Annotated in this window: 18 protein-coding genes; 4 read left to right on the top strand and 14 right to left on the bottom strand. The window is 61.9% G+C overall.

The window, feature by feature from the left end; translation table 11 throughout:
- Positions 1-137: 137 nt before the first annotated feature.
- Both LAN64_13750 and LAN64_13745 read right to left on the bottom strand, forming a co-directional pair.
- The gene (locus LAN64_13750; protein ID MBZ5568900.1) at positions 138-1,475 is read right to left on the bottom strand and encodes a glycosyltransferase family 39 protein; all 1,338 of its coding nucleotides are present in this window, start codon (positions 1,473-1,475) and stop codon (positions 138-140) included.
- 12 nt (positions 1,476-1,487) lie between these two features.
- Positions 1,488-2,684, bottom strand: coding sequence for an ABC transporter permease (locus LAN64_13745; protein ID MBZ5568899.1), 1,197 nt, complete (start codon positions 2,682-2,684; stop codon positions 1,488-1,490).
- Between the two features lie 188 nt (positions 2,685-2,872).
- On the opposite strand from LAN64_13745, the gene LAN64_13740 reads away from it, so the two are divergent.
- From LAN64_13740 to LAN64_13725, 4 genes are all read left to right on the top strand, one after another.
- On the top strand, positions 2,873-4,219 hold the full coding sequence (locus LAN64_13740; GenBank protein MBZ5568898.1) for a TolC family protein: 1,347 nt from the start codon (positions 2,873-2,875) through the stop codon (positions 4,217-4,219).
- 338 nt (positions 4,220-4,557) lie between these two features.
- The gene (hpnJ, locus tag LAN64_13735; protein MBZ5568897.1) at positions 4,558-6,078 is read left to right on the top strand and encodes a hopanoid biosynthesis associated radical SAM protein HpnJ; all 1,521 of its coding nucleotides are present in this window, start codon (positions 4,558-4,560) and stop codon (positions 6,076-6,078) included.
- Positions 6,079-6,088: 10 nt separating this feature from the next.
- On the top strand, positions 6,089-6,511 hold the full coding sequence (locus tag LAN64_13730; protein MBZ5568896.1) for an EamA family transporter: 423 nt from the start codon (positions 6,089-6,091) through the stop codon (positions 6,509-6,511).
- Positions 6,508-6,891: a hypothetical protein gene (locus tag LAN64_13725; protein MBZ5568895.1), complete on the top strand. Its 384-nt coding sequence runs from the start codon at positions 6,508-6,510 to the stop codon at positions 6,889-6,891. Before LAN64_13730 ends, LAN64_13725 begins: the two co-directional genes overlap by 4 nt.
- Before the next feature lie 39 nt (positions 6,892-6,930).
- Here LAN64_13725 and hpnE read toward each other — a convergent pair whose 3' ends face one another.
- The 12 genes from hpnE to recN all read right to left on the bottom strand — a co-directional run bounded on the left by hpnE (position 6,931) and on the right by recN (position 21,154).
- On the bottom strand, positions 6,931-8,445 hold the full coding sequence (gene hpnE / locus LAN64_13720; GenBank protein MBZ5568894.1) for a hydroxysqualene dehydroxylase HpnE: 1,515 nt from the start codon (positions 8,443-8,445) through the stop codon (positions 6,931-6,933).
- Between the two features lie 2 nt (positions 8,446-8,447).
- Positions 8,448-9,392 (bottom strand): phytoene/squalene synthase family protein, encoded by a 945-nt coding sequence (locus LAN64_13715; GenBank protein ID MBZ5568893.1) that lies wholly within the window; start codon positions 9,390-9,392, stop codon positions 8,448-8,450.
- A gap of 197 nt (positions 9,393-9,589) precedes the next feature.
- Complete coding sequence (gene hpnC, locus LAN64_13710) at positions 9,590-10,588, bottom strand: squalene synthase HpnC (GenBank protein MBZ5568892.1); 999 nt, start codon at positions 10,586-10,588, stop codon at positions 9,590-9,592.
- A 95-nt stretch (positions 10,589-10,683) separates the two neighbouring features.
- Positions 10,684-11,721 carry a zinc-binding dehydrogenase gene (locus LAN64_13705; protein ID MBZ5568891.1) on the bottom strand — a complete coding sequence of 346 codons (1,038 nt, stop codon included), beginning with the start codon at positions 11,719-11,721 and terminating at the stop codon, positions 10,684-10,686.
- A gap of 46 nt (positions 11,722-11,767) precedes the next feature.
- Complete coding sequence (locus LAN64_13700; GenBank protein ID MBZ5568890.1) at positions 11,768-12,904, bottom strand: zinc-dependent dehydrogenase; 1,137 nt, start codon at positions 12,902-12,904, stop codon at positions 11,768-11,770.
- A complete protein-coding gene (locus tag LAN64_13695; GenBank protein MBZ5568889.1) occupies positions 12,904-13,620 on the bottom strand; it encodes a phosphorylase in 717 nt (238 codons plus the stop codon). Before LAN64_13695 ends, LAN64_13700 begins: the two co-directional genes overlap by 1 nt.
- Positions 13,610-14,608 (bottom strand): NAD-dependent epimerase/dehydratase family protein, encoded by a 999-nt coding sequence (locus LAN64_13690; GenBank protein ID MBZ5568888.1) that lies wholly within the window; start codon positions 14,606-14,608, stop codon positions 13,610-13,612. The genes LAN64_13695 and LAN64_13690 overlap by 11 nt, the downstream gene beginning before the upstream one ends.
- A gap of 15 nt (positions 14,609-14,623) precedes the next feature.
- Complete coding sequence (locus tag LAN64_13685) at positions 14,624-15,031, bottom strand: hypothetical protein (GenBank protein MBZ5568887.1); 408 nt, start codon at positions 15,029-15,031, stop codon at positions 14,624-14,626.
- 29 nt (positions 15,032-15,060) lie between these two features.
- The gene (gene hpnH, locus LAN64_13680; GenBank protein ID MBZ5568886.1) at positions 15,061-16,182 is read right to left on the bottom strand and encodes an adenosyl-hopene transferase HpnH; all 1,122 of its coding nucleotides are present in this window, start codon (positions 16,180-16,182) and stop codon (positions 15,061-15,063) included.
- Positions 16,182-18,155, bottom strand: coding sequence for a squalene--hopene cyclase (shc, locus tag LAN64_13675; protein MBZ5568885.1), 1,974 nt, complete (start codon positions 18,153-18,155; stop codon positions 16,182-16,184). Before shc ends, hpnH begins: the two co-directional genes overlap by 1 nt.
- A 46-nt stretch (positions 18,156-18,201) precedes the next feature.
- On the bottom strand, positions 18,202-19,179 hold the full coding sequence (gene ispH / locus LAN64_13670; protein MBZ5568884.1) for a 4-hydroxy-3-methylbut-2-enyl diphosphate reductase: 978 nt from the start codon (positions 19,177-19,179) through the stop codon (positions 18,202-18,204).
- A 289-nt stretch (positions 19,180-19,468) separates the two neighbouring features.
- On the bottom strand, positions 19,469-21,154 hold the full coding sequence (recN, locus tag LAN64_13665) for a DNA repair protein RecN (GenBank protein ID MBZ5568883.1): 1,686 nt from the start codon (positions 21,152-21,154) through the stop codon (positions 19,469-19,471).
- Positions 21,155-21,244: the final 90 nt, after the last annotated feature.

Below are 21,244 nucleotides of genomic sequence, written 5' to 3'. Positions count from 1 at the left end.
CAGCTCCTGTAACGTTCCCTTTCCCTTCTCATAGGCCTGCAAAAACTTCCGTCGCAAATCGTTGGAATATGCTCCCGCCATGCCGATGAGCAGAGAATCGCCATCTGTAGTCTACACTATCTTTGAAAATGGTCTAGTCAGGCTGCGCGATTTAATTCGGCTGAGCGGCGGCGGTCCACAAGGGTGAGGACGGCGTAGGCAACCAGGATCACCAGCATGGGATCGATGGGGTGGCGGTAGTCGATGCCGGGGTGAGTGATGTAGTACACAGCAGGATAAGCGCCGAGAACCGCGGCGTAAGGCAGGATCCACTCGCGGCGGTGGCGCCAGAGCAGCACCAAGCCGCCGAGCATCAGCAGGGTCAAGGCGGAACAGAAAAATGTGTTGGGAATCTGGAAAGGCTCGCCGTCGGCGTACGCCGGATCGAGATTCCAGAAACCCGTCCAAACGAAGACGAACCGCTTCCAGGTAAGCCAGGCGAACACTCCGGGGTTATCGCGGATGAAGCGGAGAGCAAGATCGCGCATCTCGGCGATATAGGCGGTCTCCCCGACGCGATGGAGTTCATTCCACTGAGCGGCGCTGGTGGAGGGAATCGCCCAGTCCGGATAAATGTCGGAAATGTCGCCGGTGTTCCCTACCCTGACTTCCACCCAGAAATTGCTGCGCAGCGGCATGAATTTGTGAAACACACGGTAATTGCGGATTGTCCATGGAGTGACGACGGCCACGATCATGAGCCCAGCAACGGCGGAATGAAACAACCAACGTTGGCCTCGGCGGTCACGTCGCCAGGCAATCCAGAGCAACAGGAAAGGGAGCACGGCGAGCACCGCGGGATTGGTGAGAGCGGCGAGTCCCCACAGCGAGCCATAGGCGATCCAGGCGCTGGTGCGGTCGTCATTGTCATTGTCGAGCCGCAGCGTCCACCAGACCAGCAACGACAGCAGTAAGGTAGTGAGCGCGTTTTCCCAGATGCGGGAGGAAGCGACGAAGATGGCGTAGGGAAAAAAGACCCAGATCCATCCGGCGAGGCGGGCAACACGCTCGCCGATGGTGCGCCGGGCGATGAAGAAAATCGGGACCGTGGTTAACGCGGAGAAAACGCAGTTGAGGCTGAGGCTGACGATCGCCGACGCTTTTGAAAACAGGCCAAAGATCTGGAAGACGCCGGCAAGCAGGCAAGGGTAAACCGGCGGGAACCACGCTGTCGGGCCGGTTTCGCCTTCGTAGGGCGAACTGAAGCCTTTGCCGGTGACGATGGAGCGGGCCACCATGCCCATCTCCCAGGCGAAGTGCCAGTGATGGCGCCTGGGATCGAGGTGTTCCGGGTACAAGAACAGCATGGTGAGAAGGCGAATCACGAGGGCGGCCAGTACCATGGCAGTCAAGAGACGAGCGATGGTGGCAGGCGCGCGCTGCCGGGGAGCGATGACGGCGGATGTGGACTGAGTTGTGATATGCGAATCAGCCATCAGTTAAGCCGGCTACTCATAATGCAGCGCTTCGGTGGGATGCAAGGCCGAGGCGCGGCGGGCGGGCAGAAAACCGAACAGGATTCCGATGCTGCACGAGACGGTCAGCGAAACTACCACCGAGATCCACGAGATCGGCAGATAAAGGCCGTTGAGCAGGATCAGTTGTGCGCCGATGGGGATAGCCACGGCGCTGACCACACCGACGACCGCTCCCACGCCGCTGATGATGAACGCCTCAATGAGGAACTGCCACTGGATTTCGCGGCGGCGGGCGCCTACGGCCATGCGGACACCGATCTCGCGGGTGCGCTGAGTGACGGTGACCAGCATGATGTTCATGATGCCGATGCCGCTGATGATGAGGGTGATGGATGCCACGATCAACAGCACGATGGTCAGCGCGTTGGAGATGCTGCGCGCCGCGCTCAGCATGGAGGCGAGGTTCTGCACGGAATAGACGGCCTCGGGACGATGGCGGTCGTGCAGCAGATCGGTGATTTCACGCGTGGCCAGCGGCACATCGTCGGGGGTGGTGGCCGAGGCGTAGATAGTCTTGATGAATTCCTCGCCGGTAAAGTCCTTGATCAGCGGGAGCGGGATGATCACCGTATCGGTGGTGATTTCGGTCTGGCCGAAAGTAGCGACTCGCTCCTTGAATACGCCCACGACGGTGAGCGCGAGGTCGGAGACCTTGATCTGTTGACCGATGGGATTGTCGTAGGGGAGGGCGGCTGCCAGGTGCTCGGTAATGACGGCGGCCTTGGCGCGAGAATGGACGTCGAGGTCGTCGAGAAAGCGCCCGCGAACCACGTCGAGGTTGCGGACCTTGTTGAAGTCGTCGGTCACACCCACCACGCTGACGGCATGCTCCTTGCCGGAGACGGTCATGGAGACCTGCAGGTCAAATTCCCCGGCGGCATGCATGATGAGCGGCAGCGCGCGCATGGCCTGCAGGTCGCCAAGCGAGATTTGATCGCTGAGCGGGCGAGCTTGGGTAGGGCCGGCACCCACGTGATAGGCGTAGATCAGGTTGGCGCCAATGCCTTCGATCTGGGCAAGAATGTAGCGCTTGCCGGTAAGGCCGACGGTGACCACCAGCACCAGGCAAGCGCTGCCAATCACCACCCCAAGCATGGTGAGGAACGCCTTGAACTTGTTGGCGCGCAAGGCATCGAGAGCCGTTTTCCAGGTTTCGCTGCGGATCATGGTCTGCCTTCCAGTTTAACTGCACAGTCGTAAGATTGACGAATTGAAGAATTTACGAATTGACAAATTGTCGGGAGCCCGCCAATTCCTAGCTTTGTCAATCCGTCAATTGGGCCCGACCCGCTCGCGGGATCGAGCGCCATGGATTGCTATACTCGCCTGCTGTTTGAATGACGGTAGGTGACGCGATGAAAGCCCCGCTCCTTCGCTTGCAGTGGCCGTTCTTCTGCGTGTTTCTTCTTCTATTTTCGTTTTCCGGACTAGCTGAGCCGCTTCCCTTCCGGCGCGCCATGCAACTGGTGGCGCAGCGAGGAACGGTGTCGGTGGCGGCAGCCGAGCAAGCCCGGGCACAAGCGGCGTACCAGGAAATGCGCAACGTGTACCTGCCGCAGCTCATGGTCGGATCCGGGGTCGCGAAGACGTACGGATTCCCGCTCAGTATCGAGGGCTCGGCGCCTTCGATTGTCAGCGTGAATTACCAGTCGTCGCTGTTCAGCCCGGCGGGGCGCGATTTCATGAAGGCGGCACGGCAGGAGTGGCAGGCGTCGGCAACTGGAGCGGAAGACCAGCGAGTGGCTACGCTGCTGGAAGCCGCGATCGCGTACGTCCAGCTCGATACGCTCGCGTCGCGGATGCGGCCGCTGAACCAGCAACAGGAGGAGGCCAACCGGTTGGTGAACGTGGTCAGCGACCGTCTGCAGGCCGGAGTGGACAGCCAACTGGAACTCACGCGCGCCCAGCTGGCGGCGGCGCAGGTTCGCTTGCGGCTGGCGGACGCGGAAGCAGCCGCCGACGTGCTGCGCGAACGCCTAAGCCAACTGACCGGCCTACCGGCAGCCTCGATTGAAACGGTTACGGAATCCATTCCGCAGATTCCCGACCTCAGCCAGCAGCCGGACATCGTGAGTGCAGCGTTGTCGGCAAGCCCAGCGGTGAAGGCGGCGCAGGAATCCGCCAGCGCCAAGGAGTTGCGCGCCAAGGGCGAACACAAGATGATGTGGCCGGCGATTGACCTGGTTGGGCAGTACGGCCTGTTCTCGAAGTACAACAACTATGATCTGTACTTCAACCGCTTCCAGCGGAACAATGCCACGCTGGGAGTCGCGATCCGCTTTCCATTCCTTAACTTCCCGCAGCGGGCGCGGGCCGAGGCTGCCGATGCCGAAGCTGTCAAGGCGCGACGGCAGTCGGAGGTCACAAAGGGCCAAGTCTCGACCGAGACGATTAAACTGGCGCGGTCGATCAAGCAATTGGTTGCGGCAGAACAGGTGGCGCAGCTCGATTACCAATTGGCGCAGGTAGAAGCGGATGCCATCCAGGCGCGAATCCAGGCGGCTGCTCCGGGGGGGCCAGCCGCTGCCGGCCAACCGCCGACCCCACCGCCGGGACCTAGCGAGTTGGGCTCGGCGCGCATCCTGGTGAACGACAAGTACTCGACGTACCTGGACATGAGCTTCGAGCTGGAGAGGGCGCGGCTGCAACTGTTGCGGGCGGCAGGTAAGCTGGAGAACTGGGCGCTGGATGGGAAACAGTAGTCGGTTGCCGGGTTTCGCTGGTCGGGTCTCCTTAACTGATAACCCGCGACAACAAACGTGTCGCAGCCGGGTTTTTGTCAGAGTGGCGCCGGGTGGTGCGTGCAGACACTAACTGTTAAACAAGGGGTGTCGCTAATAAGCTGAATTCTTGTACCTTTCAGGACATCTAAGGTACCATTCAGCCGGAATGACTTCAGGCTGTGACCGGTCGCTGGTAGCGTGATCGGATGTGGGTCTTCAAGAATTTCACCTCGTCGGAGCGAGGGGGAATTTTTGTTGTCAACAGGGTGGACCAGGCGCAATCTGTGAGAGGGTGTTACGATAATTGACTTAACCGCATGCCATTGAAAACGTTGTTCCTAAATCCCCCTTCGTTTGAAAATTTTGACGGCGGCGCCGGGTCCCGGTGGCCGGCAACCCGTGAGATTGAGTCCTACTGGTACCCGGTTTGGCTGGCCTATCCGGCAGGCATGCTGGAAGGTTCGCGGTTGCTGGATGCGCCGCCGCACCACGTCTCGGCGGAAGAAACAATCCGCATCGCCAAGGAATACGAATTCCTGGTGCTGTTTACCAGCACGCCCGGCTTCCCCGGCGACATACGGTTGAGCAAGGCGATTAAGGCGGCCAATCCCAAGATCAAAATTGCGTTTGTCGGGCCGCACGTATCGGTCCTGCCGGAAAAGAGTCTGAACGAGGCGCCGCAGGTTGACTTCGTGGTACGCCGGGAATTCGATTACGCGGTTACCAGCTTTGCCAAGGGCACGCCAGTGGCCGAGATTCCCGGAGTGTCTTACCGCAAGAACGGCAAAGTGGTACACAACCCGGAGGCGCCGCAGGTCACCGACCTCGATGCGCTGCCGAACGTGACCGACGTCTACAAGCGCGACTTGGACGTCCGCCGCTACAACGTTCCATTCCTGCTGCATCCATTCGTCTCGCTGTACACGACGCGCGGCTGCCCGGCGCAGTGCACCTTCTGCCTGTGGCCGCAGACCCTGAGCGGACATCCCTGGCGCAAACGCTCCACCGACGCGGTGGCGCGCGAGATGGCGCAAGCGAAGGAGTACTGGCCGTACGTCAAGGAGTTTTTCTTCGATGACGACACCTTCAACATCCAGAAGGCGCGGACAATCGAGTTGTGCGAGAAGCTGAAGCCGCTGAAGTTGACGTGGTCGTGCACGTCGCGCGTCACGACCGATTACGAGACGCTGAAGGCCATGCGCGATGCCGGGTGCCGGTTGCTGATCGTGGGATACGAATCAGGCGATCAGCAGATCCTGAAGAACATCAAGAAGGGGGCGACCCTGGAACGAGCGCGCCAGTTCACCAAGGACTGCCATAAGCTGGGGCTGGTGATCCATGGCGACTTCATCATGGGCCTGCCCGGCGAGACTCGCGAGACCATCCGGCGCACGATGGACTTCGCCAAGGAACTGGACGTGGAGACGATTCAGGTCTCGGTCGCGCATGCCTATCCCGGAACCGAGTTGTACGATTTCGCCGTGCGCAACGGATTCATGGCGAACAAGGAGATGGTGGACGCAGGTGGACACCAACTGGCGCACATCGAATATCCCGGATTGCCGGCGGAGGAAATCATCGAGGCGGTGCACCGGTTCTACGACGAATACTACTTCCGGCCCAAGGCGGTCTACCGCATCGTGAGGAAGGCGTTTTTCAATTCCGACGAACGAAAGCGCCTCTATCATGAAGCCAAGGAATTCCTGAAGCTTCGCGCCAACCGCAATCGCTGGGTCAAGCAGCAGCGGCAGAAACCGGTGGTGGCGCCACCTGCGGCGCCTGACGGAGGCGGAGCCGGTTCGGAGTCGGAAGCCTCGGTCGAGCCCGCCAACGCTTGAGATTTTTTCCGTGAACCTCCGCAAACGAGCCATCCTGGCCGGGGTGGTGGTGTTCGGGGCCTGCGGCGACATTGCGTTGTCGCGCGGCATGAAGGCGGTGGGCGCGCTTTCCCTGAGCCACTGGACGGATGCCATTTCCGCCATTTTCACGCCCTGGGTAGCGGTGGGGATTATTCTGCTGCTGGCCTTCTTTGCCAGCTACCTGACCGCGCTTTCCTTTGCCGATCTCACTTATGTCCTGCCCGCTACCGCCGTGGGATATATCCTGATGGCGCTGATGGCGAAGTTTTTCCTGCACGAGAACATCTCGCCATGGCGATGGGCAGGGATCGCGCTAATTGCTCTGGGAGTGGGCTTTGTCACATCGGGCCCGGCGAAAACGGTGGGTGCGCGCGGGCAAGCACACCATCTTCCTCCGGTCGGGGGCGCATGACGCACTGGCAATACACCTGGGGCAGCATCCTGGCGGTAGTGGCTGCCTCGACCGCCGGGGACGGGCTTACATCGCTCGCCATGAAGCAATCAGGCGATGTAGGTAAGCTGTATCGTTACAATGGATTAGGTAAAACCATTAAAGTTATACTTAGTAATTCGACGCTGTGGATCGGGGTGGGGTTCATGGCGCTTGCCTTTTTCGCGCTGCTGTTCGCATTGTCGTGGGCGGATGTGAGCCTGGTGGCGCCGGCGTCGGCTTCCCTCACCTTCATTGCGAATGCCATCGTCGGCAAGCTCTTCCTGCGCGAGCAGGTGGACCGGCGGCGGTGGTTGGCGGCGATGCTGGTTGCGGCCGGCGTGGCGCTGGTGGCGAGGTAGGCTCCGGGCTTCAGGCTTCAGGTCTCAGGTCGCCCGCTTTCACTTTCCCAGCAAACGCATAAATCCGCGGGCCGGCAGGTCGGGCACCAGGAAGCGTTGCGGCCTGCCGGACCGGGTTGTAAGCGCCTCGGCGGCGAGATAGCCGCTGCGGACGGCACCTTCCATGGTGGCGGGCCAACCGGTGGCGGTCCAGTCGCCGGCAAGGAACACGCGAGGCCAGGGAGAGACTTGCGCCGGGCGATGCGCATCGGTGCCCGGCAGCGGCGCGTAGGTGGCGTTCACTTCCTTGATGACGGCCGACTTCAGCAGCCGGGCGTGGTTCGCTTCGGGGAAAAATTCGGCCAGCTCGCGCATGGCGAGGTTGAGGATTTCCTGTTTGGATTTCTCGACCAGGTTTTTCGAAGAACTGACAACCAACTCTATGTAGCCCCCCCTGGTGCCGTCCCTACGGGACTCCGAGTCACGATTGTTGCTTACCCGGGGCTTACGCCCCGGGCTAAGATCTGCCGCCCCTGCGTTGGCGTCAGGCATGGACGCAGGAGTACTGCCACTGCGATCGAGAATCTCCGATTTGTGGAACATCCACTGGATGGTGCGATCCAGAAGCACAGCATGCGGCAGGTCGGTTATCTGGCGGTCGAACCAGAGGTGAATGCCGGTGATAGGCGAAGTTTCGAAGCGATCAAGCATCGAGCGCAAGGCGGCTGACAGGTCGTCTTCATCTTCATCCCTGGGTATTATGCCCGGCAGCGCCTGGAATGGGACGGCAAGGACGGCGTAGTCGCAAGCGAAGTCTCGCCCGCTTGCGCAGATGCGGACCTGGTTGGCATCGGCGCGGAAGGAATCGACGCTGGCGCGCATTGCGACGGCGCCACCCTGTTGCAGGATGTAATCGCCGGCAATTCCGTATAGATCTGACAGCGGTAGAGCCGGCAGGCCGAGCGCACCTGCTTGCGCCGATTTCAGGAATGATTCGCGAAAAACCTGCGCGGCATAACGCGACGAGACGCGTTCCAGGTCTTCGTTCAACGCGCTGACCAACACCACCCTCCAGAAGCGATCGATGGCCCGCTGCGTTTGGCCGCGGGCATGGAGCCAGTCGAAGAACGGATCGCCGTTGTCGTCGGGAAGGCGAGCGGCGAGGGCCAGCATGGCACGTGCGATGGCCGTCTTGTCGCCTAAGGAAAGGCAAGGCGCGCGCAGGAAGGAGCCGGCGCTATGAAATGGAGCGGGCAGCAGTCCCGGCTCGATGAGGGAGCGGCGTCCGCCGGGCTCGATGAAGGTGAGGCGGCGGTACCAGCGGATCTTGTCCGCGGCGCCGATGCGGCGGTAGAAATCAAGCAGATTGGTACAGCAGCCGAGCAGCACGTGCTGGCAGTTGTCGACCACCTCGCCGGTAGCGGGGTGCTGGTAGGAAGAGGCGCGGCCGCCCAAGTACGGGCGGCGCTCGAACAACGAGACGCGGAAGCCGGCGCCCGCCAGAGCACATCCGGCGGACAGTCCGGCGAGTCCTCCGCCGACAACCGCCACCGTCGGCGCATTGTGGGCGATCATCATCATGTGACGATCCGCCGCCACATCCCCTTGATCAGAACACGAAGCTTTTCGCTGGTAGTCAGGCACACGCGCTCGGTGAAGACGTCGTAATCGCGGTCGGCGATTTTGGCGAGCAAGCGGCTGTAAATTTCCACCAGCGTCCAAAGCGCGGGCTGGCTATCTTCGTCCACGTAAGCGATCAACTGGCGCCCGGAGGCGTAGTACTGGCGGGCACGCTCGGCTTCCATCTCCAGCAGGGGGCGGAAATTGGTCGGCCTGGACGAACGGAACATGCTGGCGCCGATGCCGCAGCGATCAAGATCCTGCTGCGGCAAGTAGATGCGGCCCATGGTGGCGTCTTCCTTGACGTCGCGAATGATATTGGTGAGTTGAAAGGCGATGCCGCAGCGCTCCGCAAGATCCTCCGCCACCGGATCGCGATAGCCGAAGATACGAATGCAGACCAGGCCGACAACGGAGGCGACGTGATAGCAGTAATTATAGAGATCGTCGAAAGTCTGGTAGAGCACCTGGGGGCCGTCGGCCGTTGGTTGTGGGCTACCGGGCCAGGGGACGTCCATGGCAGTGCCGTAAACCAGTGTTTCCAGTAATTCGATGGGGATATGGAAGCGGCGCTGGCTGTCGGCAACCGCCATGAGCACGGGATCGTCGGTGGGCTCGCCGGCAACGATACGGTCCAGGGACTCGATCCAGGCGTTAAGCTTGAGGCGCTTGTCCTCGGGCGTGAGCAGTGGATCGTCGCTGATGTCGTCGGCGTGGCGCATGAAGGCGTACACGGCGCTGAGGGCGTCGCGCTTGCGCCGCGGCAGCACCAGGAAAGCGTAGTAGAAGTTGCGCGCCGCCTTGCGCGTGATGTGGCGGCAGATGCCGTACGCGGTGCGCAGTTGCAGCGGGGCGACTCGCGGGGCGCTGGGCGCCTGTCCGGTTTGGGCGAGAACGGTCATGGTTTTTTCGATGGACGCAGCGAATCCCAGATCCTTCCGATGATCAACGGCGGACCGCTTGCTTCCGGTCCCGGCTAAGGAAGCTCTGATCAAGCACATCGCCGGTCCCTCAGCGGCTAAAGCCGTACCCTTTGTACAGCATTTACGGACGACCTGAAGGCCGTCCCCTTCAAAAACCGGGGTTGATCAGACCATCCTTAAAGCACCATCCCGAATGCCGAACGGGCGATCAAAGCCAACTTCCGAGCCTTGGAGATCGCGGGCCGCCTGGTGAGAACGTCAAAGCCCTGGCGCTCGATCGCGTTCAGGATTTCCTGCCCGCCGCGGGTGAAGAGCTCGATGTCAATCGCCAGCTTCTTGTCTACCTCGCGCGCCAACGGTGCGCCACGCGCGAACCAATCGCGAGCGCGCTCGACTTCAAATTTCATCAGCTCGCGGAACTGCGGCGTGAAGCGGCGGGCGGCAATGTCCTGCTCGCTGACGCCATAACGCTGTAAGTCTTCGAGCGGAATGTAAATGCGGCCCTTGCCGTAGTCGGGCCAGACGTCCTGCCAGAAATTCGCCAGTTGCAACGCGGTGCAGGTGTAATCGGAAAGCCGCTGCCGCGCGTCGTCGCAATAGCCGCAGACATAAAGCACGAGGCGTCCTACCGGATTGGCGGAGTAACAACAATATCGGAGAACATCGTCAAAGGTCTGGTATCGGCCCAGCTTCTGGTCCTGGCGGAAGGCCTTCAAAAGATCGGCGAATGGCTGGTGCGGGATGTTGCACTCGCGAATGGTCTCCCGCAGCGCGATGAATACCGGGTGGCGCGGCCGCGCCGGGTTCCTGGAGGATGGCCCAGGCTGAAGCTGCTCGACATTCATGCGTACGTCCAGGGGCGGAGGCGCCACCAGGCTGAGATAGGTTGCGTTCAGTTCTTCTTCCCATTCGTCGAGCAGGCGCAGTGCTTGCCGCGGGTCGGAAACCTCATCGCCCAGGTCGTCGGAAATGCGGCAGTAGGCGTACACGCTGTAGAAATGCGGCCGGACGCGCTCCGGCAGGAACCAGGTGGCGACGGAGAAATTCTCGTAATGCCGGCGCGCCAGCCGCGCACAGTAGGCACGCGCTTCGGTCAGCGACGGCGCCTGCGCGGGAATGGCGTACTCCGCCGGCAATCCGGCGAAGGGGACGGAATTGGGAGTGGCCCTCAACATATCAATTTAATCACAGAGGACACAGAGAAACGCAAAGGCGAAAAACGACGGAGGACCTAGGTGGCCCTCCGTGTCCGCCGTGGTTGCGAGCCTATTCAGTGCCCGGGGATGATGGCGGTCTTGATGTCGCCGTTGCGGTTCAGCATGTGGCGTAGCACTTGCTGCAAGCGCGAGAGCGGCGCCTCGCCGGTAATGTAATCCGCACCGCGGATCTTGCGTTCCGCGATCAGGGCAAAGGCCTTGCGAACCGTTTCCGGAGTGTGATGAAAGGTGGCCTTCAGCGAAATCTCGGAGTAGTGCAAGCGATTGGTGTCGAGGGCGACCTTGGTCCCGCTGGCGCATCCGCCGAAGAAATTGACGGTGCCGCCCTTGCGTACCATATCAATGGACCATTCCCAGGCCTCGGGACGTCCGACCGCCTCGATGACCACATCCGCGCCGCGGCGGTCCGGGGTAAGCGCGCGCACGGCATCCACGGCGTCCTGCACCTGGGTGATCTGGACGACGTCGTCGGCGCCCAGGCGCTTGGCCGCAGAAACCTGGGAATCGCGCTTGGCCACGGAGATAACGTTGCATCCGGTGAGCTTGGCGACTTGGACGAACATCAGGCCGATGGGTCCGCCGCCGATGACGACCACGGTGTCGCCGATTTCGACGTTGGTCTCGTGCAGGCCGCGCAGCACGCAGGCCAGCGGCTCGACCATGGCCGCTTCTTCATAGCTGACATTGCTGGGCACGGCCAGCATGTTGCTTTCGACAATCCGGCGCGGAATCTTGATGTACTCGGCATAGGCGCCATTGTTAAAGAGCAGATCCTCGCAGAGGTTCTCCTGGTGCTTGGAACAGTAGAAGCACATCTGGCAGGGCGCCGAATTCAGCGCCACCACCCGCATGCCGGAGCGGAAACCCTTGACGCCGGCTCCGACCTCCTCGATCACCCCCGCCAGTTCGTGGCCGAAAAGAGCGGGCGGAACGATCATGCGGGCGTGGTATCCGCGCTGGTACACTTTGAGATCGGTGCCGCAGGTCAGAGCGACTTGTACCTTGATGAGGGCCTCTCCATGTCCCACCCGGGGGATAGGCACTCGCTCAATCTTAACGTCCTCCTTACCATAGAGGACCGCAGCTGTCATATGTCCATTCACTAGCTTTCCTTCCCTTTTGTGCCGCCCGCGGAACCTATGGTGAAGGGCCCACTTGAGGTTCGGGTTCCAACCCCGGCTGTATGACAACCTTCATCGATTCGGGCCGGGGATGAGCAGCTAAATTCAGTGCTTCCACCGCTTTTGCCAGGGGAAAACGGTGCGTAATGAGCCGCTCCAAGTCCATTTCTCGGCGGCAAACAAAACTCACAGCTTCCTCCTGGAGGTCAATGGAAGCGCTGTATGAGCCCAACAGACTCTTCTCGTCAACACAGATTGCGGCGGGATCGATGACGGCCTCTCCTCGAACCGTCTGGGCGAACAGTAAGATCCTGCCACCAGAGCGCGCAGCCTCGATGGCTGTGCGTATCAGCGACGTGCCGGCAACCGCCAGAATGACGGCATCGGCCCCACGCCCCTCGGTCCACTGGCGCACGGTTTGAACGGAATCGGAGTGCGAGGCATCAATGGACCCGCTAAGGCCGAACCCAGCCGCTATTGTAAGCCTCTGGGGGAACAAATCGGAAGTGAATACCTTTGCACCTGCTCGTTGGGCTAATGCTCCCAACACGATACCGATGGGTCCCTGTCCAATCACGAAGACCGTCTCGCCCGCTTGCAGGCGCAGGGTCTGGATGCCCTTCATGCAGGTGTTGATCGGCTCAATGAAGGATGCCTGTTCAAAGGACACCCCATCGGGGAGCTTCACCACCCCGCCCCGGGCCAGGATCCAGTCCATCACGCGGACATAGTCAGAAAAGCCGCCGCCGCTGGGCTCAAAGCCCGCCGTACATCCTACCCGTTTGTAAACGGGACATTGGGCAAACACCCTGTGACGGCAATAGAAACACTCGCCACAGGGGATGTGATGGAAAACGCTCACCCGATCGCCCACTGCGTAACCGCTTACGCTTTCCCCTGTCTGCACGACCACACCGGCGGTTTCGTGGCCGAAAATGCGGGGCGCGGAATGTGAGCCAGTGCCGATTTTCTTCAGGTCGGTGCCGCAAATGCCGCAAGTATGCACCTTGATGAGCAGTTCGCCGGGACCGATTCTGGGAACAGGCACCGCTTCCAGCCGGACGTCATCCTTCCCGTGGTAAACGGCGGCCCGCATGGCGGCAGGGACGGACGGGATGTCTCGCCGGGTTCCGGTTTGTGTGGCGACCGACATCAGCTCCTATTGCCGGACAGCGCCGGTTGCAGCGCCGCCCCTTCCTGCTCAATCAGATGAGCCAGCGCCCGGGAAAGCTCGCGGGAGGCATGGCTTGAATTTATTCCCAACCGCGCCAGCGCCAGCCAACGTGCAGGCCGTACAGCGGACGCGAGCAGCAAGCGCGCGGTTCGAAGACGGCCGCGCGCGTCGATGAAACGTTCGAACGACGGCATGGGAAAGCCGGCCACGTCCGATATTGCCTTCAGGGCGATAAACCCACAGCCGTGTTGGCCGGCGACCAGCGCGACCCCGGCAGCTTCCATGTCGGCGGCTGCGGCGCCGTACGAACCGGTGAGGCGGCCCTTGGCGTCGCGGTCCAGCACCGACGGGACGGTGAGCAGTATGCCGCTGCCGCCGCAGGCGTTGAAACGCGCACCGGTAGCCGCATCCACGACCGTTGCCGGCTGAAAGATTGTCCCCACCTCCAAGCTCGAATCCAGCGCCCCAGCCAAACCCGCGGAGACTATTACGCGCGGACGGTGGGAAGCAAAAACCGCCACCGCCGCCTGGCGGGCAAGCCTGGCGCCGATGCCGGAACAAATCACCAGGACGCCGTCGCCGGCAAATGCCGGGAGCGTGAGATCGCTGGCGGCCAAGTCCCGGCGGGGCCAGTGGCGCACCAGCGACCGGACCTCGCGTTCCATGGCGGCGATGATGGCGATCTCAACCGGCATAACCGTTGGCACGAAACCACGCGACGGCGCGACGCAAGGCATCGTCGACCGACACTATCTTCCAACCCAACTCGCGCTCCGCCTTCTCTGACGAAACCCACATTTTTTTGCGGCCCATACGCACGGCGTCGAGCGTAACTCGCGGCTCACGGCGCAGGATTTTCCCGGTGACCACGGTGTCCGCGACGCCCGCGGCAAGCGCGAACACATAGGGCAGGCGCAGGGTCGGCGCGGCCAGTCCGGTGATCGAGGCCAGCTTGTCCAAGATCTGTTTCAAAGTCAGATTCTCGCCGCCCAGGATGTAGCGTTCTCCCGCTCTTCCCTGCTCGAAGGCGGCGATGTGTCCGCGCGCGACTTCGCGCACGTCCACGACGTTGAGCCCGGTATCCACGTAGGCCGGAAACTTGCGCTGCAGGAAATCGACAAGGATTCGTCCCGTCGGCGTCGGCTTAACATCGTACTCGCCAACCGGCGTGGTGGGATTCACGACGACCACGTCGCCGCCGGATTTTCCGGCTGCGATCGCCACCTGTTCGGCGATGAACTTCGAGCGCTTGTAGTGGCCGATCATGCCCTTCAACTCCACCGGTGAATTTTCATCGGCAGGACGGCCATTGCCGGTGAAACCCATGGTCGCCACACTGGAGCAATACACAATCCGCCGCACGCCCGCCTGCCGCGCCGCGTCAATTAATCCGCGCGTGCCTTCGACATTGCAGCGATACATGGACCGCATGTCGGCGGCGTCGCGCGTCCACAAACGGTAGTCGGCGGCGACATGAAAAACGGCGTCGCAGCCGCCGATCGCCGAGCGCAGCTTGTCAGCTTCGCACAAGTCGCCGATGACGCGGTCGGCCTTCAGCGCTTCGACATTCTTCGTCGGACTCGACGCCCGCATCAAGAGCCGCAGTTCGGCGCCCCTATCGGCCAACGCGCGCGCCACGTGGCTTCCGACAAAACCCGACGCTCCTGTTACGAACGCCCTCATCACATCGCAGCCGGCTTAATCGAGCTTCTCGGGCTGCAGCGAAATGTCTTGCTCGCCCGCGGCCTTGCGTTCCCAGTACTGGCGAACCCACGCCTCCCAGCTTTTGCCGGCAGCCATGTCGCGGCCGGTGAAGGCAAGGCCGGCAATGTCGGCGTAGGATATTGAGATTTTGCCGGTCCCGTCCTTCGGCAACAGGCGGACAAACGAGTCGGCCAGAGTTGGGCCGGTGCGGCGGTCGAATAAGTATCCCTCGATCCTGTCGCCGTCCTTGCGCGTGATCAGCACATCGCCACGATAGTCGAAGGCGCGCTCCAGGGCGTCGCGAAGGTCGTTTTCATCGGCGAGGTCCGGGACCCAGCCCTCGAGTTTTTCGCGCGCGCCGGGTTCGACCACTTCCAGGCTGTCGGGATCGGGCAGGTGCAGTTGGGCGCGATGTCCTGCTTCACGGCCGGTCAAACTCGCGTCTCCTGCGGCGCATTGCTTTCGATCTGCACCAGCGGATGGAAGCCATGAACGGGGTGTATCGGTTCGTGAAGAAGCTCCAAAGCCTTCCGATCTGGGTAGCGGCTGGACAGCGCGGCACGCACGGTGGCGAGGAATCCGCGCAGCGAGCTAAACGTGTCGTTCACCGCCGAGGCTTCGTAGCCGCTGTGCACCATGCAATTGGCACACTTGGGATTGCCGGATTCGGTGCCGTAACGCTCCCATTGCGTGCTCTGCAGCAATTCGGCAAAGCTGTCGGCGTAACCGTCCTGCAGCAGGTAGCAGGGCTTCTGCCAGCCGAAGACGTTGAAGGTCGGCATGCCCCAGGGGGTGCACGGATAATCGCGCTTGCCCATCAGAAATTCGAGGAAGAGCGGCGACATGTTGAAGCGCCAGGCCGGCCTGCGATTGGAGAGAATAGCGCGGAACAGCCGCCGGGTACGGGCGCGACCGAGGAAATGGCTCTGGTCCGGCGCCTTGTCGTAGGAATAGCCCGGCGAAAGCATCATGCCCTCGACGCCGAGCGCCATGGTTTCGTCGAAGAAGGCGCGCACGCTCTGGGGATCGGCGCCGTCGAACAGGGTGGTGTTGGTGGTGACGCGGAAGCCGCGGCGCAGCGCCTCCTTGATGCCGACAACCGCCTTGTCATAGCCGCCTTCCAGGCAAACAGAAAAGTCGTGGTGCTCGCGCTGGCCGTCCAAGTGGACGGAGAAGGTCAGGTACTTGCTGGGCTTGAACAGATCAATTTTCTGCTGCAATAGGAGCGCGTTGGTGCAGAGATAAATGTACTTGCGGCGCTCCACCAGGCTGGCAACGATTTCGCCGATCTGCGGGTGCAACAGCGGCTCGCCACCGGGAATCGCGACGGTCGGAGCGCCGCATTCGTCCACCGCGCGCAAGCACTCCTCCGGCGTGAGCTGCATTTTGAGCACATGGCCCGGGTACTGGATTTTGCCACAGCCGGCGCATGCCAGATTGCAGCGGAACAGCGGTTCCAGCATGAGGACGAGCGGGTAGCGCTTGCGTCCCTTGAGCTTCTGCTTCAGGACGTAGCTGGCGACCGTCCACATCTGCGAGACCGGTACTGGCATTACGCTTCTCCCAATTCCCGCTCCGGCGCGCGGTTATCGGCCGGCCGGACGGCGGCATCGGCGGCGGTCATGGCTTTTTGATAGTTGGCTAACGCCAGCAACGGAAAATACTCGGCGTACATGTTGTACTTGAGATAGAAAACCTTGGGGAAGCCGGTACCGGTGTACCACTTCTCCCACCAGGATCCGTCGCGCCTTTGCGTCTTCAGCAAGTAAACGATTCCTTTGTGGACGGAGTCGCTGCGGGTATCGCCCGCCGCGAGCAACCCGAGAATCGCCCACGCCGTCTGCGAAGCCGTGCTCGGCCCGACCCCGCGGGCGGCCGGATCGTGATACGACCAGAGGCTCTCGCCCCAACCGCCATCCGGGTTCTGCACCATGCGCAGCCATTCAGCCGCCTGCTGAATATACGGCTCATGGTGGTCGATGCCGATCGCTTCCAGCCCGCGCAGCACCAGGTGGGTGCCATAGATGTAATTGCAGCCCCAGCGGCCGAACCAGCAGCCATCGGGCTCCTGCTCCCTGAGGATGAAATCAATGGCCCGCTGGACGCGATGATCCTCGCGCGTGTAGCCGTGTGCCGCCAGCATTTCCAGCACGCGCCCGGTGATGTCCACGGTCGCCGGATCCAGCATGGCATTGTGGTCGGCGAACGGGATGTACTGGAACACCAGCTTGTCGTTGTCCTTATCAAACGACGCCCAGCCGCCATTCTTGCACTGCATGGAGAACACCCAGTCAATGGCGCGGGTGACTGACTCGTGCTGGTAGCGCTCGTTAGGATGGTCGACGTGGTCGAGCGCGAGGCAGGCCTGCGCGGTGTCGTCCACGTCGGGATAGAACTCGTTGTTGAATTCGAAATACCAGCCGGCGGGCTGGCCTTTCCGGTCCTTCATCGACCAGTCGCCTTTGTGCGTGACCTGCTTCTTGAGCACCCAGTCGGCGGCGGCGACCATACGCGGGTCTTTGGCGCCGGCGCCACCCTCGCCCAGCGCATAAAGAGCATAGACCGTGTCCCAGACCGGTGACTTGCAAGGCTGCATGCGGAAGGTGGTCTCTTCCTCGATGCCCAACGCCTCGAATTCATCGAGGGCGCGGATGAATTGCGGGTCGTCCACCGAGTAGCCCAGGCAGCGCAGCGCGATGATGGAATTCATCATGGCCGGGTAAATCGCGCCCAGGCCGTCACTCATCTCGACGCGCTCCAGCATCCACTCTTCCGCGGCACGCAGCGCTATGTTACGCAGCGGCCGGATATGGAAACGCTCGAACCAGTGCGTGGCCCGGTCGAGAAACAGGAAAAAATTCCGCCAACTGACGATCTTGGAATCCCAGTGAAGGTACAGGTTGCAGTTGTCCCGGCCGCCGGGGAACAGTTCCTCGATTCCCAGCTCCGGGGGAATTTTCTTGTACGGCTTCTTGGCGTACACGATGGCCAGCGGGATGAAGATGGCGCGGGACCACGACGAAATTTCGTAGATGTTGAACCAGGACCAGTTGGGAAACAGGACGATTTCCGGCGGGATGGCGGGCACGGCGAACCAGTCGTACTGCCCGAGGAAACACAGGTAAATCTTGGTGTAGGTGTTGGCGGAGGTCGGTCCGCCGAGTTCGTGAATCTTGCGGCAGGCGCGCGCCAGCAACGGGTCTTCGGCGCTGTATCCGGCCAGCTTGAGGGCGAAATACGCCTTCACGGAAGCACTGATATCGGAAGGTCCGCCGGGAAATATCGGCCAGCCGCCATCCTCGTTCTGGTGTTCGATGATCCAGCGGGCAGCCTTGTGAAATCTCTTGGGATCGCCCGTGCCGAGGAGAGTGTGCATCATGATGTAGTCGGACTCGAGGGTGGAATCCGCCTCGAGCTCGCCACACCAGTACCCATCCTCATGTTGGGTGGAGAACAGGTGCTTGCGCGCCGCATCCATGGCGGCGGCGACGCGGCTGAACATGTCGTCGATCTTGCCGAACCTCATCGGGGTTTCTGGGGGAAAAACCCGCCCGAACCCTCCTCCTACGAATTTATTCTGCCGCCACCGTGGCCGGAGCGCTGCCGATCGCCTCGACGATCTCCGGCGGCAGTCCAAAGCGGACGTTTTCCGGCATCACTTCCACTTCCCGGAGGTTGGTATAACCCCTGCCGCGGAGGTATTGGACCACCTCTTCCACCAGGCACTCCGGCGCCGACGCTCCCGCAGTTACGGCCACATTTCTCACCGCCTCCAGCCACTCCGACTTGATGGCGCGGTAGTTTTCGATCAAGTAAGCCGGCGTACGCAGGCTTCCCGCGACCTCGACCAGGCGCTTGGAGTTGGAGCTGTTATCCGATCCCACCACCAGCAGCAAATCCACCTCGCTGGCGATGTGCTTCACCGCGGTCTGGCGATTCTCGGTGGCGTAGCAGATGTCCTGCGCGAGCGGTCCCCTGATATTGGGAAACTTTATTTCCAGCGCCTCGACGATGTCGCGCGTCTCGTCCAGGCTGAGAGTGGTCTGCGTGAGGTACGCAACCCGGTTCGGGTCCGGCACATGCAAGTTCTCGACCTCTCGCGCCGAGCCGACCACCTGGGTCACGCCGGGCGCTTCTCCCAGGGTGCCGATCACCTCGTCGTGGTCGCGATGGCCGATCAGGATCAGCGAGTAGCCCTCTTTGGCGAAGCGAACCGCCTCGACGTGGACTTTCGTCACCAGCGGGCAGGTGGCGTCGATCACCCGCAGGTTGCGCAACTCGCTGGCCTTGCGAACTTCGGGCGCAACGCCGTGCGCGCTGTAGATAACCCGCTCGCCCGTCGGAACCTCGTCCACGCCGTCCACAAAGATTGCGCCCTTGGCGGAGAGTTCCTCTACCACGTAGCGGTTATGGACAATCTCCTTGCGGACGTAAATCGGCGGCCCAAAGGTTTCCAGCGCGATGCGCACGATATCAATGGCGCGCACCACGCCGGCGCAAAAGCCACGTGGCTTCAGCAGCAAAAGCGACTTCTGGTCGTTGTCAGTCATGAATGCCTGGCCGGCCGCCCGGAGCCGGTAATCCCCACTCTAGGAACATTACCTTCCAAACTAGCCCACCCCGGTGTCCATCGTCAATGCAAATATCAGACACTGCGGGAATTAGCATCGATCAGCGTTATCTGCGCCGTGAACAGCAACGCCCTGTCTCCCAGCCCTGCAGTAATTGTTTTTCCGATCCAGCCTGCCGGTCCATTAGCAGCTCCGGAAGTCTCGCCTGCCGCCGCTCGCCGCGAGATTCCGAGTGTGCCCGCCTGGGACCAGTCCCGCTCGGCGCAGTTTATCTGGGAGCGCCCGCCTTCAGCATCTGCTCGGCGTGCTTGAGCGAGGTCTCCGTCACCTTGGCGCCACTCAACATGCGCGCCAGCTCCTCGCGGCGCTCACGATCCTCGAGGCGGCGGACGCTGGTGCGGGTGCGCCCGCCCACTTCCCTTTTTTCGATGACGTAATGATGATCGGCGAAGCAGGCAATTTGCGGCAGGTGGGTGATGCAGAGCACCTGCGATGTCGTTGCCAGCGCCTTCAGCTTTTTGCCCACCGCCTCTGCGGCACGCCCGCCGATGCCGGTATCAATCTCGTCAAATACGAGCGTGCGCTGCGTCTCGTTTTTCCTGCGCCGCGAGTGCACTTCGATCGTCGCTTTCAGCGCCAGCATCACCCGCGACATCTCACCGCCCGAGGCGATCTGCTCCACCGGGCGCAACGGTTCACCGGGATTGGTGGTGATCAGATACCGCACCTGGTCGAAGCCGGAGCTGCTCCAGTTCTGCTCGTCGTCTGCAGCCTCGACCTCGACGCGGAAGCGCGCCTTCATCGCCAGCTCGTTCACCTCCTGCTCGACCAATTTCTCCAGGCGGCGGGCGGCGTCGGCCCGCTGGCGCGATAGGGCATGCGCCGCGGCCCTATACTGTTCCGCGGCGGCGGCCAACTGGGCACGCAGTTTGCGCAGCACTTCATCCTTGTTTTCGATGTCGTTCAACTTGTGCGCGACCTCTTCGCCGTAGGCAATCACCGCCCCCAGCGACTCGCCATATTTGCGTTTGAGTCGATCGAGCAACGCGAGCCGGTCTTCGATCCCGGCCAGCCGCTCCGGCGAGGCGTCGATTCCCGCGGCGTAGTCGCGCAGCGTTGCGCCCAGGTCTTCGGCGGCGATGCGCGCCGACTCCAGGGAAGCCAGCGCCTCCTGGAACCGGGAGTCATAGCGCGCGAGCTCCTCGATCTGCCGCGACGCAGCGCGCAAGGTGGACGCCGACGCGGCCTCGCCCTCGTACAGCAGGTCGTACGCCGTCATCGCCGCCGAATAGATTTTTTCTGCGTTGGCAAGAACACGTTTTTCCGATTCCAGGCGATCGTCCTCGCCGGGCTGAATTCGCGCGCCCTCGATCTCCTTTTTTTGAAAACTCCACAGATCGATCAGCCGCAGCTTGTCCTGCTCGCCGCGCTCCAGCTCTGCAATGCGATGGCGAATGCCATTCCAAGCGGCGAACGCTTCCGCCACGGGCTGCGCGTCACAGCCCGCAAAACTGTCGAGCAGCTTCAGCCGCGCGGCCGCGTCGAAGCCGAGGATGGATTCGTTCTGCGCGTGCACGGAGGCGAGATAAGGTGCGAGCTGTTTCAGCACGGCTACCGTCGCCGGCTGGTTGTTGACGAACACCCGCCCACGGCCGCCGGCAGCCACTTCTCGCCGCAGGATCACCTCGCCGTTTTCGGAATCAATACCGTTCTGTTCCAGGATTTCCGCCACGCGATGGTCGTTCACTTCGCAAGCCGCCGATACCACCGCTTTCTCCGCGCCGTGGCGGATGATCTCGCTGGAAGCCTTCTCGCCCAGCAACAGTGCGAGCGCGTCAATCAGGATGGATTTTCCGGCGCCGGTCTCGCCGGTCAGCAGGTTGAGTCCGGCGGAGAATTCCACCACCACGTGATCAAGGACCGCATAGTTCTCGACGCGCAGTTCGAGGAGCACGGGAGCTTCCTGGGGAGAATCTCGTGCGCAGAATACCACGAGTTGTGAGTATGCGGCCGAAGAGGTCGGCATTCGTCGCTCCAACGTTCC

This window comes from Terriglobia bacterium, from assembly GCA_020073185.1.
Lineage (GTDB): Bacteria > Acidobacteriota > Terriglobia > Terriglobales > Acidobacteriaceae > JAIQGF01.
The sequence above is the reverse complement of the archived record's forward strand: the minus strand, read 5'-3'. Positions and strand labels throughout refer to the sequence as shown.

What these genes read in the sequence shown, in the direction of transcription:
- shc (MBZ5568885.1), bottom strand. Translation starts at nt 18,155, where the DNA reads ATGAGGTTCGGCAAGATCGACGACATGTTCAGCCGCGTCGCCGCCGCC.
- LAN64_13750 (MBZ5568900.1), bottom strand. Translation starts at nt 1,475, where the DNA reads ATGGCTGATTCGCATATCACAACTCAGTCCACATCCGCCGTCATCGCT.
- LAN64_13695 (MBZ5568889.1), bottom strand. Translation starts at nt 13,620, where the DNA reads ATGCCGGTTGAGATCGCCATCATCGCCGCCATGGAACGCGAGGTCCGG.
- hpnC (MBZ5568892.1), bottom strand. Translation starts at nt 10,588, where the DNA reads ATGTTGAGGGCCACTCCCAATTCCGTCCCCTTCGCCGGATTGCCGGCG.
- LAN64_13690 (MBZ5568888.1), bottom strand. Translation starts at nt 14,608, where the DNA reads ATGAGGGCGTTCGTAACAGGAGCGTCGGGTTTTGTCGGAAGCCACGTG.
- LAN64_13745 (MBZ5568899.1), bottom strand. Translation starts at nt 2,684, where the DNA reads ATGATCCGCAGCGAAACCTGGAAAACGGCTCTCGATGCCTTGCGCGCC.
- hpnH (MBZ5568886.1), bottom strand. Translation starts at nt 16,182, where the DNA reads ATGCCAGTACCGGTCTCGCAGATGTGGACGGTCGCCAGCTACGTCCTG.
- LAN64_13700 (MBZ5568890.1), bottom strand. Translation starts at nt 12,904, where the DNA reads ATGTCGGTCGCCACACAAACCGGAACCCGGCGAGACATCCCGTCCGTC.
- LAN64_13705 (MBZ5568891.1), bottom strand. Translation starts at nt 11,721, where the DNA reads ATGACAGCTGCGGTCCTCTATGGTAAGGAGGACGTTAAGATTGAGCGA.
- LAN64_13725 (MBZ5568895.1), top strand. Translation starts at nt 6,508, where the DNA reads ATGACGCACTGGCAATACACCTGGGGCAGCATCCTGGCGGTAGTGGCT.
- LAN64_13715 (MBZ5568893.1), bottom strand. Translation starts at nt 9,392, where the DNA reads ATGACCGTTCTCGCCCAAACCGGACAGGCGCCCAGCGCCCCGCGAGTC.
- hpnJ (MBZ5568897.1), top strand. Translation starts at nt 4,558, where the DNA reads ATGCCATTGAAAACGTTGTTCCTAAATCCCCCTTCGTTTGAAAATTTT.
- ispH (MBZ5568884.1), bottom strand. Translation starts at nt 19,179, where the DNA reads ATGACTGACAACGACCAGAAGTCGCTTTTGCTGCTGAAGCCACGTGGC.
- hpnE (MBZ5568894.1), bottom strand. Translation starts at nt 8,445, where the DNA reads ATGATCGCCCACAATGCGCCGACGGTGGCGGTTGTCGGCGGAGGACTC.
- LAN64_13740 (MBZ5568898.1), top strand. Translation starts at nt 2,873, where the DNA reads ATGAAAGCCCCGCTCCTTCGCTTGCAGTGGCCGTTCTTCTGCGTGTTT.